This window comes from Nocardiopsis deserti (genome assembly GCF_008638355.1).
GTDB classification, from domain to species: domain Bacteria; phylum Actinomycetota; class Actinomycetes; order Streptosporangiales; family Streptosporangiaceae; genus Nocardiopsis; species Nocardiopsis alborubida.
Genome location: NZ_VWVS01000016.1, coordinates 209,752 through 223,405 on the forward strand (window position 1 = coordinate 209,752; position 13,654 = coordinate 223,405).

The following is a 13,654-nucleotide window of genomic DNA, read 5'->3' on the forward strand; positions in this document are numbered from 1 at the left end:
CACGGGCCGCCTCAGTCGCGGCGCAGGTCCCAGCGCGGGCCCTCCGGGGTGTCCTCGACCACGACGCCCGCCCCGGCGAGCTGGTCGCGGATCGCGTCGGCCGCCGCGTAGTCCTTGCGGCCGCGGGCGGCCTGGCGCTGCTCCAGGGCGACCGCCACCAGGGCGTCCACGACCTCGCGCAGCCCCTGGTCGCCGCCGGTGGCCCACTGCTCCCCGAGCGGGTCCAGGCCCAGGACGCCGAGCATGGTGCGCAGCTCACCGGCGATCTCTGCGGCCTGCTCCTTGCCACCCGCCGCCAGCGCCGTGTTGCCCTCGCGGACGTGGCCGTGCACGACGGCGAGGGCCTGGGAGACCCCGAGGTCGTCGTTGAGCGCGGACGCGAACTCCGCGGGCACGTCCGCGGCCGGGACGACCTCGCCCATCACCTCGACGGCACGGGTGAGGAAGCCCTCGATGCGCTGGTAGGCGGTGGCCGCCTCCTGGAGGGCGGCGTCGGAGTAGTCGATGACCGAGCGGTAGTGCACCTGGCCCAGGTAGTACCGCAGCTCGACCGGGCGCACCTTGCGCACCATCTGCGGGATGAGCAGGGAGTTGCCCAGCGACTTGCTCATCTTCTCGCCGCCGACGACGAGGAGCCCGTTGTGCAGCCAGTACTGGGCGAATCCGTCCCCGGCCGCGCGGGACTGGGCGAGTTCGTTCTCGTGGTGCGGGAAGACCAGGTCCAGGCCGCCGCCGTGGATGTCGAAGCTGGGGCCGAGGTACTTGGTGGCCATGGCCGAGCACTCCAGGTGCCAGCCGGGGCGGCCGCGTCCCCACGGGGTGGGCCAGCTGGGCTCGCCCGGCTTGGCGCCCTTCCACAGGGCGAAGTCGCGGGGGTCGCGCTTGTCCCGGTCCGGATCACAGTCGGCCGACTCCACGACCTGGTCCAGGCGCTGGTTGGACAGGCCGCCGTAGGGCGGGTAGGAGCGCACGTCGAAGTAGACGTCGCCGGAGCCGTCGGAGGCGGCGTAGGCGTGGCCCGCGTCGATGAGGCGGTCCATGAGGTCGACCATCTCGGGCACGTGCCCGGTGGCCCGCGGCTCGACGGTGGGCGGCAGGCAGCCCAGGATCTCGTACGCCCGCGTGAACGCGCGCTGGTTGCGCTCGCTGACCTGCCACCAGGGCACGCCCTCGTCCGACGCGACCCGGATGATCTTGTCGTCGATGTCGGTGACGTTGCGGCAGAAGGTGACGTCGTATCCCAGGTGCGTCAGCCAGCGGCGCAGGATGTCGAAGTTCACTCCGGAGCGGATGTGCCCGATGTGCGGGGGTGCCTGCACCGTGGCACCACACAGGTACAGGGAAGCGGCCCCCTCGCGCAGCGGGACGAAGTCGCGGACCTGCCGGGCACTGGTGTCATAGAAGCGCAGACTCACGTTGTCAAGCGTATCCCCTTTCCCCTCACAGCGACGTCACAAACCAGGGACTCCCAGGTGGGAGGACCCCTCCCGGACATCCCCAAGTGCGTATATGTGATTGGCCGTATTCGGGCAGAAGAGGTGTGAGATAACCCTGGCCGAAACCCCGATCCGGTGGTTCCCCCAGCCACTACTCCCTGCATATTCCGACAGAACGACACAGAACGCCTGGGGACGGCCCGCCTGGAAGCAACCATAATCAGCCGGAATCTCGTGTTCGCGGCACCGCCTCGACTACGCTGCGAAGGCGATGGCCCCTTACAACAACGCCCCCGAGTCAGGGACACGGAACGGTAGGCCCGCGGCAGGTCGCGGCGCGGGAGCCGGTGCTCTCGTCGGTGGCGGCCTGTTCGTCGGCCTCATCGCCCTGTGCGCCCTCGTCATCTCCTACAACGGCATCTTCCAGTTCGCCGAGTACGGCGGCCACGAGGGCAGCCTCCTCGCCCACGTGTTCCCGGTGACCTACACCCTGCTGCTGATGATGGCGTGCTGGGTGAGCTACCTGCTGCGCGGAGCGCCCCCGCGCGAGCGGCTCTGGGTCGACCTGGTGCTGATCCCGGTGCTGGTCCTGTTCGCCGCGGCGGCGATGCTGATGAGCAGCCTGGAACTCGTCGAGCGGGTGCACCGGGGGGTCGCCAACGTGATCGTGGCGGTGGCGCCGCTCGCGGCGCTGCTGGTCGCCTTCCTGCTGTGGATGACCCTGCGCGCGCACATGCGCAGGCGCCGCCGTGCCCGGGTGGCGAGGCCGCGTCCGGCGGACGACCCCACGACGGTGCTGCACGCCCGCACCGCGGTCCCCCCGCGCGGGGAGGCCGCTCCCCTGTCCGCCTCGGAGGGCGGCGCGCTCAAGGCGCGGCTGCTGCGCCTGGGCTCCGACGACCGGGACGAGGAGGAGACCGAGGCGTTCGCGCCTGTCGCCCGCCCTGGCCGGGACGAGGACGGGGGTGACGAGGACCCGAGGCCCGCCGGGGACCCGCGGACCTCCGGAAGGTCGGAGGCGTTCGGGGAGCCGGAGGCGTTCGGGGAGCGGCGGGCGCGTGGGAGGGACCCGGAACCCGACGCCGTCTGGGACCGGGACGAGCCGGGCCGGGACGAGGACGGCTGGGACGACGGGGAGTTCGCCGCCGAGCCGCTGCCCGTCGCGGACACCGACGCTCCGGAATCCGACACGGAGGACGGCGGGGACGGGGTCGAGGCTTCCGTTCCGACGCTGCGCCTGCCCCGGCGCTCGCGGGACGGGCACAACCCGATCAAGCGGGCCGCCGAGGAGGCCCCGGTGGTGCCCGGCGCGGCGTCACCCTCCGACGTCGAGCCGGAGCCGGAAGCGGAGCCGGAGCCGGTCGCGGTGGTCCCCGACCACCTGGCCGACGAGGGTTTCGAGCACGAGCCGCCCTTCGGCGACCCGGTGTCGGACGAGGCCGACGCCCCGCCGGTGGCCGTCGGGCCCCATGCGGAGCCCGAGCCCCACGCGGCGCCCGATCCGGGTCCGGAGACCGGGACCGTCACGGCCTTCGAACCGGAGCCCGAACCGCTGGAGGAGCCCGCGGAGTTCCGGCGGGAGCCCGCTCCCGCCGTGGCACCCGAGCCGGAGCCCGTGGCGCAGTCAGAGGACGCGGTGACCGGGTCCGTCCCGGAGCCCACGCCCATGTCGGCGCTTCGGAGTACGCCGTCCGAGCCGGACCCTGAGCCCGAGCCCGGACCGGTCACAGAACCCGGACCCGTGGCGGCGTACGTCCCCGTCGGCGCCCCGACGGCCGAGGAGCCCCGGGAGGCACAGCCCTCCACAGCGGTCTCCGAAAGCCGCGCGTCCGGGCACGGGTACGGCGCGGAGCCCGGGGTACCGGCCGCCGCCGCGCCCGACCGGGCGGACGACCCGGACACCGCGCACTGGGAGCCGCCCGAGGACGACTCGGGCGCCCACGCCCTCGCGGACTACGTACCGCCGGTGTGGACGCCGCCGGAGGACGACACCTCCCCCTTCGCGGAGGAGCCGGAACCGACGCCCGTGCTGGACCACGACACCGGTCCCACGGTGCGGGCGGCGTTCCGGATCAGCGACGTGCCTCCGGAGGCGGCGCGCCCCTCGGACGAACCCGTGGAGCCCGCGCCGAGGCTGGAGGAGGCCCGGGCCCACCGCGAGTCCGACGGGGACCGGTTCCAGGGGGAGGACCCGCTCCAGGAACCGGAACCGCTCGGGGAGCCCGGGCCCTCCGTGCCCGACGCCGACCTCCCGCCCGATGCGGAGGCCCTGCCCCCGACCGTCCGGGAGGGGGGCGGGGACGGGCAGCCCCCCTCTTCCCCGGCGATCCCGGCCGAACCCGCGTCCGCGCCCGATACCGGGCGTCCCGCGCCGGAGCGACACGGGCCCCTCACCCCGGTGGAGAAGCGCCCCATGGTGCTCAAGCCGCCGCGGCCGCCGATGCCGGACTTCGTGTCGGGTCCGCCCTCCCGGCGCGTGCGCAGTGAGCCGCTCCGCCCGGATGAGTAGGTACGGCGAACAGACACTGTGAGTAGGCACGGCGAGTAGGAGGACCGGGCAGACACACCCAGCAGACAGGCTGGGTGGGTACACGACGGGGCTGTGCACGAGTCGTGCACAGCCCCGAAGTCGTTCTGGTGTGTCCTGGTCGCCGCAGCCTAGCCTGAAGACAAGGGGGCCCTCGGACGCCGCCGACACCGTGCTGCCCCGGGGCCCCGGGCCCCGGACTCGCTGTCCTCGGGCCGCAGACCCCGGGCTCTGCGTGCTCCACCGGAGCGCGCCTGACGGCGGCGGATGTCGGCGGACGTCAGCGGACGGCGCCTGACGGCGGCGAACCACGGCGCCCCCTCCACCGCGGGCGTCCGCCGTCAGATGATCTGCTCGGTCGGCAGGATCGTGATCTCGGTCAGGTTGACGTGCCCGGGCACGGCCGCGACGAAGGAGACCGCCTCGGCGACGTCCTCGGACCGCAGCACGTCGATCTGCTCGATGAGGTCGGCCATGAGCTTCGAGGCGTCCGGGTCGGTGACGTGGTCGGGCAGTTCGGTGTCGACCATGCCGGGCTCGATGGTGCACACCCGGACCCGCTTGCGGCCGAGCTCCGTGCGCAGCAACCGCGACAGCTGGGTGACGTAGGCCTTGGTCGCCGAGTAGACCTGGAACTTCTCCAGGACCCGCACCGCGGCGATCGAGGAGGTCGTGATCAGGTCGGCGGGCCGTCCAGCCGCCGCGGCGGCCTCCAACGAGCCGACGAAGGCCTGGATGGTGTTCATGACGCCGACGACGTTGGTGTTGAGCTGGGTGTCCCAGTCGTCCACCGCCAGGTCGGTGATCTCCGCGATGAGCTGGACTCCCGCGTTGGCGAAGACCAGGTCGACGGGCCCGAGCTCGTCCTCGACCCGCCGGGCGGCGGCGAGAACGGCCGCGCGGTCCGTGACGTCGGTCGGCAGTGCCAGGGCGGTGCCGCCGTTCGCGCGAACACGGTCCCGGAGCTCTTCGAGCCGGTCGCCGCGCCGGGCGATCAGAGCGACCTTCGCTCCCAACTCGGCGAACCGGAGCGCGGTCGCCTCACCGATGCCGCTGGAGGCACCCGTGACGACGGCGACCCGGCCGGTGAGCGGTGTGCCGGAGACGACCTGTGCTGTGGGCAGAGTGTTCGGTGTGGTGTTCATGGCCACCATGCTCAGGCCGGAGCGCCGGATGAGGGAGGCTGTGACACGGCCCCCCTCGCCCGGCACCCGGCTTCTAGACTCCACTCATGGCGAAGACGGATTTGGGCGAGTTCCTGCGCACCCGCCGCGCGAAGGTCACGCCGGCCTCCCTCGGTCTCCCCTCGGGCGGCCACCGCCGGGTCCCGGGGCTGCGGCGTGAGGAGGTCGCCCAGGACGCCGGCCTCAGCATCGACTACTACCGTCGCCTCGAACAGGGGAGGGAACCCCACCCCTCGGAACCGGTGCTGGCGGCGCTGTCGGCGACCCTGCGGCTGAGCCAGGCCGAGGAGAGGCACCTGTACGCACTCGCCGGTGTGGCGCGGCGGCTGGGCGAGGAGGCGACGGTGCGCCCCGTCCCGACCGAACTGCTCACCCTTCTCGACTCCTGGCACGAGGCCGGGGCCATCGTGCTCGACCCGGTGCTCGACGTCATCGCCATGAACGCCGGGGCGCGGGACCTGTTCCGCGGGTTCGCCGACACCGCGAACCTGCTGGAGATGGTCATGCTCGACCCCCAGGGGCCCCGCTTCTTCGTCGAGTGGGAGGCGTCGGCGGAGGCCACCGTGGCGAACCTGCGCGCCAGCGCCGACTTCAGCCGCACACCGGCGAGGCTCGCCGAGCTCCTGGAGACGCTCCGACACGGCAGTCCCGCGTTCCCCGACCTCTGGGCCAGACACGACGTACAGCCGAAGACCCACGAGACCAAACTGCTCCGCCACCCGGAGCGGGGCCTGCTGACGGTGGACTTCCACGCCTTCAACGTCGCCAGCGCCCCCGGCTACCAGCTGCTCGTCTACCAGGAGCGCGGACACGCGTCGTGACGGGGCCCGGGTCCGGCCCTCAGTCCACCGCCGCGCACAGGGCCGTGGCCACGGCCGCGATGCCCTCTCCGCGGCCGGTGAGGCCCAGACCGTCGGTCGTGGTCGCCGAGATGCTCACGGGCGCCCCCACGGCCTCCGAGAGCGCCTTCTCGGCCTCCGCGCGGCGCGGCGCGAACTTGGGGCGGTTGCTGATGATCTGGACGGCCACGTTGCCGATCTCGAAACCGGCCGCGCGCACGCGCGCCGCGGTCTCGGTGAGCAGGGCGGCCCCGGAGGCGCCTTTCCAGCGCGGCTCCGAGGTGCCGAAGTTGGATCCCAGATCGCCCAGCCCGCAGGCGGACAACAGCGCGTCGCACGCCGCGTGGGCGGCGACATCGCCGTCGGAATGGCCGCTGACGCCCTCTTCTCCGGGCCATTCCAAACCGGCCAGGAAAAGGGTGCGCCCAGGAGAAAACGGGTGGACGTCCGTTCCGACGCCCACCCGAGGCATATTCGTCATCAATTACGTGATTTCAGAACCAGGTCAGGTCGTGAGAACCTCGTCGAGGAGGGCCTCGGCCTTGTCCTCGTTGGTCTTTTCGGCGAGGGCGAGTTCGCTGACGAGGATCTGCCGCGCCTTGGCGAGCATCCGCTTCTCGCCGGCGGACAGGCCGCGCTCCTTGTCCCGGCGCCAGAGGTCCCGAACCACCTCGGCAACCTTGTTCACGTCACCCGAGGCCAGCTTCTCCAGGTTGGCCTTGTAGCGCCTGGACCAGTTGGTGGGCTCCTCGGTGTGCGGCGCGCGAAGCACCTCGAAGACCTTGTCCAGGCCCTCCTGCCCCACCACGTCGCGAACGCCGACGTCCTCGGCATTCGCGGCGGGCACGCGCACCGTCAGATCGCCCTTGTCGACCCTCAGAACGAGGTAGATTCTGTCCTCGCCCTTAATGTTGCGCGTCTCGATCGCTTCAATACGAGCAGCCCCATGATGGGGGTAGACAACAGTGTCGCCGACCTTGAAAGCCATGTGACAGGTACCCCTTCCGCTACCACAAGGATACCACGAATCTGTGACTTAACGTACCTATTAGGTTTGCGAACACGCAGGTCAAGCCCCACTTTTCAGGGCTTGACAAAGTGTACCCGAGGCCTGCTGCGTACCTGGTCAGACCCCGTACGGAAGGGCTTGCGGACGCCGTGCCCGTACCTTCACCAGGACTTGGGCACAGCGTTACGGACACGTCCGCGAAGCCTTCCGAGAGGGGCCGGAGCGACGGATCTCACGGTGCCGTGTCGACTGGCGCACGTCGCCTGAAAGGGACGCCCGGCACCCCGCGGGAACGGCCGCCGCACGGTCCCTCCGGCCGCCGCACGGCCCGTTCGGACCGGTCAGCCTCCACGCCCCCTGCCCTCGTCCCCGCGGCGCCGCGCGGAGCGCGCGGCACCGCAGGAGGGGCGCATCCGGAGGGGCGCCCGCGACGCGTTCGGCGAGGGGGCCTCGTCGGGCTCAGCTCTCGGGGTCGTAGTCCTCGCGCTTCTCCCCCGTCACCATGTAGACGAGGTTGTCGGCGACGTGCACCGCGTGGTCACCGAAGCGTTCGTAGAACCGGCCGACCAGGGTGACGTCCATGGTGGCCTCCACCCCGTACTCCCACCCCGGGGCGAGGATGCGCTGCAACAGCTTGCGCCGCAGCCGGTCCATCGTGTCGTCGTCCTTGTCCAGCTCCAGGGCGGTGTCCGGGTCGCGGTCCATGATGACCTCGCCCGCCTTGGTGACCAGCAGCTCCGCCTGGTGGCCCATCTCCAGCACGATCGACCGCACCGGCTTGGGGATCGCCGAGTCCGGGTGGCGCCGCCGCGCGATCTTGGCCAGGTGGACGGCGTGGTCGCCCATCCGCTCCAGGTCGCCGCGCATGTACAGCGAGGTGATGATGGTCCGCAGGTCGGAGGCGACCGGCTGCTGCCGGGCCATCAGGCTGAACGCGGTGTCCTCGATGTCCTGGTCGAGCCGGTTGATCTGCTCGTCACCGGAGATGACCTCCTGGGCCGCGTTGAGGTCACTGTCCAGCAGCGCCGTGGTCGCACGAGCGACGGCGTGCCGGGCGAGCCGCGTCATCTCGACGAGGCGTTCGCTCAGGCTGTCAAGGTCCTCGTGGTAGGTATCGCGCATGGCGTCAATGCTCCCAGTGGTTGTTTGAAGAGTCGGCCAAGAATTGGTGAACGATGCAAGAACCTCGGTTGTGTCGCATGCCCTGACCGGGTAAAGCCCCAGCCCGCACGTTTACGATCGAACCGTGCAAGGGGAACTTCTCGCCGCGGTGACCGGCATCATCGGACTCGTCACAGGCGTCGTCATCGGCGTCCTGGCCGGTCCCTTCTTCCGTGCGGGTACCGCCGCACGGCAGCGGCAGGCTCCGGAGCCGCAGAACCGCGAAGGCGGCGTGCTGCCGTCAGGCATAGCCGAGGTGCTCTCCGCGATCCCCTCCTCCGCCGTCGTACTGGACTCGGCCGACAGGGTCCTGCGCGCCTCATCCGCCGCACGCGCCTTCGGCATCGTCCGGGGCGAGGAACTGGTCATAGGCGAGCTCCTCACCCTGGCCCGGCAGGTGCGGCGGGACGGCGTCATCCGGGAGACGGACATCGAGGTCGCCGTGCGCAAGTTCGGCCCCGACGCCACGTCCTTCGCCGTGCGGGTGGCCCCCCTCGGAGGGACCGGGTTGGTGCTGGTGCTGGCCGAGGACCAGACCGAGCACCGACGCCTGGAGGCGGTCCGCCGCGACTTCGTCGCGAACATCTCGCACGAGCTGAAGACTCCGGTGGGCGCTTTGTCCCTGTTGGCGGAAACCGTACAGGACGCCAGTGACGACCCGGAAGCGGTGCGTCGCTTCACCGAGCGCATGCAGATCGAGGCCTCCCGGCTGACCGCGGTGATCCAGGACCTCATCACGCTCTCGCGCATCCAGGGCGCCGAGCCGATGGCCGAACCCGCCCGGGTCGACCTCGGCCCCGTCGTGGAGGAGGCGCTGGACTCGGTGCGCATGCCCGCGGACGCCAAGGGGATCGAGCTGGTCGGCAGCGGCGCCGAGGGCGTCACGGTCATGGGCGACGGGGGGCTGCTGGGCACGGCCCTGCGCAACCTGGTCGCCAACGCCGTGGCCTACAGCCCCAAGAACACCCGGGTCGCCGTGTCCGTGGTGCTGTCCAGGTCGAGCGTGGACATCAGCGTCGCCGACCAGGGCATCGGGATTCCCCAGCAGGACCTGGAAAGGATCTTCGAGCGGTTCTACCGTGTGGACGCCGCTCGGAGCCGGGCCACCGGAGGTACCGGTCTGGGCCTGGCGATCGTCAAGCACATCATGACCCACCACCGTGGAGAAGTGACCGTGTGGAGCAAGGAGGGGTCGGGGTCGACGTTCACTCTGCGTCTGCCCAGATCCGAGAGCCGGGGGCCCGAGGCCGCCCGGAACACCGACCGTCAGGAGGCGGCACAGTGACGCGCGTACTCGTTGTCGAGGACGAGGAATCCTACAGCGACGCCCTGTCGTACATGCTGCGCAAGGAGGGCTTCGAGGTCGCCGTGGCGCCCACCGGGACCGTGGCGTTGGAGACCTTCGACCGTACCGGGGCCGACCTGGTGCTGCTGGACCTGATGCTGCCGGGACTCTCGGGCACCGAGGTGTGCCGGACCCTGCGGCAGAAGTCCAACGTCCCCGTGATCATGCTCACCGCCAAGGACTCCGAGATCGACAAGGTCGTCGGTCTGGAACTGGGCGCCGACGACTACGTGACCAAGCCCTTCTCCTCACGCGAGCTCGTGGCCCGTATCCGCGCGGTGCTGCGCCGCCGCGGCGAGGACGAGGTCGTGCTGCCCGCCGCCCTGGAGGCCGGTCCCGTCCGGATGGACGTGGAGCGGCACGTGGTGACGGTGCGCGGCGACAACGTGCAGCTCCCCCTCAAGGAGTTCGAACTGCTGGAGGTGCTCCTGCGCAACGCCGGGCGGGTGCTCACCAGGATGCAGCTCATCGACCGCGTGTGGGGCGCCGACTACGTCGGCGACACCAAGACCCTCGACGTGCACGTCAAGAGGCTGCGCGCCAAGATCGAGGAGGACCCCGGCAGCCCGCGCTACATCGTGACCGTCCGCGGTCTGGGCTACAAGTTCGAGCCGGTGACCGTCGACGTCTGAGGGGCACGGGATCTCTCCGGGGATTCCCCCTCCTGCGTCGTCTCCCGTGCCCCGGGCCGTGGCGGCGTCCACAGCCCGGGGCGGCGCCGTCCTCGGGGTCGGCCTCTCAGGCCTCCAGGAGGACCGTGAACGGCCCCTCGTTGGTGAGGGAGACCGACATCCTCGCGCCGAACACCCCCGTGGCCACCACGGCGCCGAGCGAGCGCAGCTCCTCGACGACCGCGTCCACGAGGGGCTCGGCGACGGGGCCGGGCGCGGCGGCCTGCCAGGTGGGGCGGCGGCCCTTGCGCGCGTCGCCGTAGAGCGTGAACTGGCTGACGACGAGCAGCGGCGCGCCGGTGTCGGAGCAGGACTGCTCGTCCTCCAGGATCCGCAGCGTCCACAGCTTCCTGGCGATCCTGGCCGCCTCCGCGGCGGTGTCGGTGTGGGTCACCCCCACCAGCGCCATCAGGCCCGGTTCGGTGATCTGCCCGACCACCTCGCCGTCCACCGTCACCGACGCGTGCGACACGCGCTGCACGACCGCGCGCATGGTGCCTCCCCTCGTGGTCCGCCGCGGCCTACCGCCGCTGGAACTGGTTGAGCGCCCGCAGCCGCCGGGCGTTGGTGATGATGCCGGTCAGCGTCACCACGAACGTGGTGATGGAGTCCGCGAAGTCCTCGATCCGCCACTCCCTGGGCCCCGTGTACCAGGCCAGGCCGTCACCGGTCAGCTCCTCGGGGGTCAGGTCGGTGAGCGCGGCCGCGGCCAGGATGTTGGCCCAGTGGTCGACGTCGTCGAAGATCACGGCGTAGGGCAGGTAGCGCGAGTACAGCTCCACCCGCTGCCCCGGGGGCGCGGTCGCCGAGCGCGGGCTCAGCAGGTAGTCGCGGAAGCCCACCGTGTGCGCGTACACCGAGCTGCCCAGGGCGGTCTTGGCGGGCATGTACTGCGCCCCCGCCGTGACGGCGGCGCCCGCGATGATGACGGCCAGCCCGGTGAACGCCGCGCTGGTGAAGACCGCCAGGACCCCGGTCAGGACCACGCCCGCGGCCGTCACCGCCATGCCGACGGCGCTCCATCGGGTGCGCACCTTGCTGGGCGAGCGGGCGAACCACTTCAGCCGCACCATGTCCCGGTACAGCTCCTCACGCACCCGGTCGATGCGCGCCGGGAAGTCGGCGGAGGTGCGGGGCGACCCCACCTGGGACAGGCGCACGGTCCGGCGCCCGCCGAAGAGCGCCTCCAGCAGCAGCCACTCGTAGGAGCGGAGGGTGTCCTCCGGCGGACCGTCCAGCCGCACCAGCCGCCAGTCGACGGACGTGAAGTGCTCGTGCGGCAGTTCCTCCAGGCGCACGTAGCCGCGTACCGCCAGGTCGACCACGGCGCCGGTGAGGTCGGTGATGTCCACGGTCTCGTTGACGAGCGTGCCGATCTGGCCGGGGTGCACGCCGTCCGGCGGGGCGAACCGCAGGCGCCCGTGCTCACCCTCGGCCACCGGCGCGTGGTCCCCGGCCGAGGCCTCGTCGCGCAGCGCCCGCTCGTCGCGGCCCCGGACGCGGATCAGCACCACCAGGCCGCCCAGCAGCACAGCCAGCAAAAGCCCGAACACGCTGGCGGTGGCCGGGGTGACCGCGAACGCGGAGGCCAGCGACCAGCGGCGGGTGAGGATGGGCTCGCCCTCCGCGGTGCCGGGCGGATAGTTGACGACGATGTCGAGTCGGTCGCTGGGCTCCATGTCGGCCTGGAGGAAGTGGGCCACGCCCGCGTCGGCACCCATGTCGGAGGCCGTGCAGTACATGGCGCTGCGCGGCTCCCCGGCCAGGCAGGACAGCGCCTCGGGCGGCAGGGGCGCGGTGACGGTCACGTCGGTGGTCTCCACGGTGTGGCTGTAGGCGCCGACGGCCCGCCACTCCATCTGGACGCCCCGGGAGACCTCGCTCACGGTCCCGTTCACCCGGTAGGAGAGCACGACCCCGGAGGTGGCCTCGGTGGGGATCTCCACGGACAGGGACCCGTCGTCCCTGCTCACCCGGGCGTCCAGGGTGTCGCCGTCCAGGTCGGTGGCCCGCACACCGGTGACCTCGAACTTCCGGTCGTGCTCGGTGTCGTAGATCATCGTCTCGGTCAGGGAGCGGGTGAAGGTGGCCGGGGCGCCGCCGGAGAAGGAGATGGTCTCCTCGCCGTGGAGGACGCCCGCGTGGTCGAGTTCGAGGCGGATGTCGTTGGTGATCACCGGGCCCGACCGGTCGCTGGCGGCCGCTAGGGAGCCCCCCGGTACTGTGGGGACCGGTGCCGCTGCCGTCGCGGCGTGGGCCTCCCCACCCGGCCACGCGACGACAAGCGCCGTGACCAGTGAGGACAACACGAAGACGGCCGTCGCGACCGCGACGGCCGGGCGCCAGGAGCCAACCCACCACATGTCGCGAGAGCCTATCCGGTCCCCCGGTGCGCCGTTCCCCCCGGGCACGGCGGCCGACGCCGTGCCCCGGTGCCGCGAGGAGCTGCCGTGGTGAGCCGCGGACCCGTCCGGGGACATGACTTCTGGCCCGAGGATCCCGGATTCCTCCAGCGGTTGGGGCTCGGGGTCTCGCTCACGCTGGGCACCGGGGTCGCCGCGGTGGGGTTCACCGGTTTCCTGGCGATCTCGGCGGCCATGCACCCCGCGGAGCCCGCGTGGTCGCACCCGGTGGCGTCCGCGGACCTCGCGACGGGCGGGGCGGCCGAGGTCCCACCGGCCGAGGAGCCGCTGACCGCCTCGGGGCAGGGCGACACGCTCGCCGACAACCCGCTGTACCGGATCGGCGAGCTGGGCGAGATCACCTGTGAGCTGCCCGAGCTGGACGAGAAGGACGCGGAGTCGGTGGAGGCGTTCGTCCACGAGATCGCCGACTGCCTGGACACGGCGTGGGGGTCCTACTTCGCCGATGCGGGGATGGAGTTCACCTCCCCCAACCGCGTGTACTGGCACACCGCCGGGAACAGCCCGTGCGGCGCGTTCCCCAGCGAGGGCACGGCGGCCTTCTACTGCCAGGCCAACCAGGGCCTGTACCTGGGCGTGGAGGACATCGTGGCGGCCTCCGGCGGCAGCGACAAGCCCGAGGCGTACACGTTCCTGCTCAGCCACGAGTACGGGCACCACGTGCAGGGGCAGTCGCGCATCCTGGCGCAGTTCCACAGCGAGCGGGCGGGCGCCGACGAAGCGGAGGCCGACGAGCTGACCAGGCGCAACGAGCTCCAGGCCAACTGCCTGGGCGGGGTCTTCCTGGGCGCCTCGCGCGAGGACCTGGGCCTCGGCGGGTCCGAGCGGGAGAATATCCTCGACGACGTCGGGCTGCGCTCCGACTGGGGCGACGAGCACACCCACGGTTCGGCGGCCAACGGCCGCCTGTGGACGGCGCACGGCATGGACCGCAGGGATCCGGCCGCGTGCAACACGTGGAACGCTCCTGAGGAGCTGGTGCGGTGACGCGCTTCCGGGGGCACGGTCAGGCGTCGGGCGGGTCCGGCCCGGCCACGGTGACGACAGGGCGGGCGGACA

The 13,654-nt window shown here is 71.8% G+C and carries 12 protein-coding genes; 5 read left to right on the top strand and 7 right to left on the bottom strand.

What is annotated here, in order from left to right; all coding sequences use genetic code 11:
- Positions 1-11: 11 nt before the first annotated feature.
- Positions 12-1,415: a cysteine--tRNA ligase gene (gene cysS / locus FYW99_RS22355; RefSeq protein ID WP_150253994.1), complete on the bottom strand. Its 1,404-nt coding sequence runs from the start codon at positions 1,413-1,415 to the stop codon at positions 12-14.
- A 292-nt stretch (positions 1,416-1,707) separates the two neighbouring features.
- Between cysS and FYW99_RS22360 the strand changes: the two genes are divergently transcribed.
- On the top strand, positions 1,708-3,945 hold the full coding sequence (locus tag FYW99_RS22360) for a DUF2637 domain-containing protein (protein ID WP_150253995.1): 2,238 nt from the start codon (positions 1,708-1,710) through the stop codon (positions 3,943-3,945).
- A gap of 359 nt (positions 3,946-4,304) precedes the next feature.
- On the opposite strand, the gene FYW99_RS22365 is transcribed toward FYW99_RS22360, so the two are convergent.
- Positions 4,305-5,108 carry an SDR family oxidoreductase gene (locus FYW99_RS22365; RefSeq protein WP_223839390.1) on the bottom strand — a complete coding sequence of 268 codons (804 nt, stop codon included), beginning with the start codon at positions 5,106-5,108 and terminating at the stop codon, positions 4,305-4,307.
- A gap of 86 nt (positions 5,109-5,194) precedes the next feature.
- Between FYW99_RS22365 and FYW99_RS22370 the strand changes: the two genes are divergently transcribed.
- Entirely contained in the window at positions 5,195-5,968 is a 774-nt protein-coding gene (locus FYW99_RS22370; protein WP_223839392.1) for a helix-turn-helix transcriptional regulator, read from the top strand.
- Between the two features lie 19 nt (positions 5,969-5,987).
- Here FYW99_RS22370 and ispF read toward each other — a convergent pair whose 3' ends face one another.
- The 3 genes from ispF to phoU form a co-directional block, all read right to left on the bottom strand.
- The gene (gene ispF / locus FYW99_RS22375; RefSeq protein ID WP_150254074.1) at positions 5,988-6,458 is read right to left on the bottom strand and encodes a 2-C-methyl-D-erythritol 2,4-cyclodiphosphate synthase; all 471 of its coding nucleotides are present in this window, start codon (positions 6,456-6,458) and stop codon (positions 5,988-5,990) included.
- A 33-nt stretch (positions 6,459-6,491) separates the two neighbouring features.
- Positions 6,492-6,974: a CarD family transcriptional regulator gene (locus tag FYW99_RS22380; RefSeq protein WP_013155315.1), complete on the bottom strand. Its 483-nt coding sequence runs from the start codon at positions 6,972-6,974 to the stop codon at positions 6,492-6,494.
- A 480-nt stretch (positions 6,975-7,454) separates the two neighbouring features.
- The gene (phoU, locus tag FYW99_RS22385) at positions 7,455-8,117 is read right to left on the bottom strand and encodes a phosphate signaling complex protein PhoU (RefSeq protein ID WP_150253997.1); all 663 of its coding nucleotides are present in this window, start codon (positions 8,115-8,117) and stop codon (positions 7,455-7,457) included.
- 148 nt (positions 8,118-8,265) lie between these two features.
- Here phoU and FYW99_RS22390 point away from each other — a divergent pair, with 148 nt between their 5' ends.
- Positions 8,266-9,441, top strand: a complete 1,176-nt coding sequence (locus tag FYW99_RS22390; protein WP_150254076.1) for a sensor histidine kinase — start codon at positions 8,266-8,268, stop codon at positions 9,439-9,441.
- Positions 9,438-10,133: a response regulator transcription factor gene (locus FYW99_RS22395; RefSeq protein ID WP_013155318.1), complete on the top strand. Its 696-nt coding sequence runs from the start codon at positions 9,438-9,440 to the stop codon at positions 10,131-10,133. Before FYW99_RS22390 ends, FYW99_RS22395 begins: the two co-directional genes overlap by 4 nt.
- Before the next feature lie 106 nt (positions 10,134-10,239).
- Here FYW99_RS22395 and dtd read toward each other — a convergent pair whose 3' ends face one another.
- Together dtd and FYW99_RS22405 are read right to left on the bottom strand one after the other, a co-directional pair.
- On the bottom strand, positions 10,240-10,665 hold the full coding sequence (dtd, locus tag FYW99_RS22400; RefSeq protein WP_150253998.1) for a D-aminoacyl-tRNA deacylase: 426 nt from the start codon (positions 10,663-10,665) through the stop codon (positions 10,240-10,242).
- Between the two features lie 28 nt (positions 10,666-10,693).
- Positions 10,694-12,535 (bottom strand): DUF2207 domain-containing protein, encoded by a 1,842-nt coding sequence (locus FYW99_RS22405; RefSeq protein WP_150253999.1) that lies wholly within the window; start codon positions 12,533-12,535, stop codon positions 10,694-10,696.
- 153 nt (positions 12,536-12,688) lie between these two features.
- On the opposite strand from FYW99_RS22405, the gene FYW99_RS22410 reads away from it, so the two are divergent.
- Positions 12,689-13,582 (top strand): neutral zinc metallopeptidase, encoded by an 894-nt coding sequence (locus FYW99_RS22410; protein ID WP_150254077.1) that lies wholly within the window; start codon positions 12,689-12,691, stop codon positions 13,580-13,582.
- Positions 13,583-13,654: the final 72 nt, after the last annotated feature.

Excerpts from the sequence above, each read along its gene's own strand:
- FYW99_RS22360 (WP_150253995.1), top strand. The coding sequence starts at position 1,708 with ATGGCCCCTTACAACAACGCCCCCGAGTCAGGGACACGGAACGGTAGG.
- FYW99_RS22365 (WP_223839390.1), bottom strand. The coding sequence starts at position 5,108 with ATGAACACCACACCGAACACTCTGCCCACAGCACAGGTCGTCTCCGGC.
- FYW99_RS22370 (WP_223839392.1), top strand. The coding sequence starts at position 5,195 with ATGGCGAAGACGGATTTGGGCGAGTTCCTGCGCACCCGCCGCGCGAAG.
- ispF (WP_150254074.1), bottom strand. The coding sequence starts at position 6,458 with ATGCCTCGGGTGGGCGTCGGAACGGACGTCCACCCGTTTTCTCCTGGG.
- FYW99_RS22380 (WP_013155315.1), bottom strand. The coding sequence starts at position 6,974 with ATGGCTTTCAAGGTCGGCGACACTGTTGTCTACCCCCATCATGGGGCT.
- phoU (WP_150253997.1), bottom strand. The coding sequence starts at position 8,117 with ATGCGCGATACCTACCACGAGGACCTTGACAGCCTGAGCGAACGCCTC.
- dtd (WP_150253998.1), bottom strand. The coding sequence starts at position 10,665 with ATGCGCGCGGTCGTGCAGCGCGTGTCGCACGCGTCGGTGACGGTGGAC.
- FYW99_RS22405 (WP_150253999.1), bottom strand. The coding sequence starts at position 12,535 with ATGTGGTGGGTTGGCTCCTGGCGCCCGGCCGTCGCGGTCGCGACGGCC.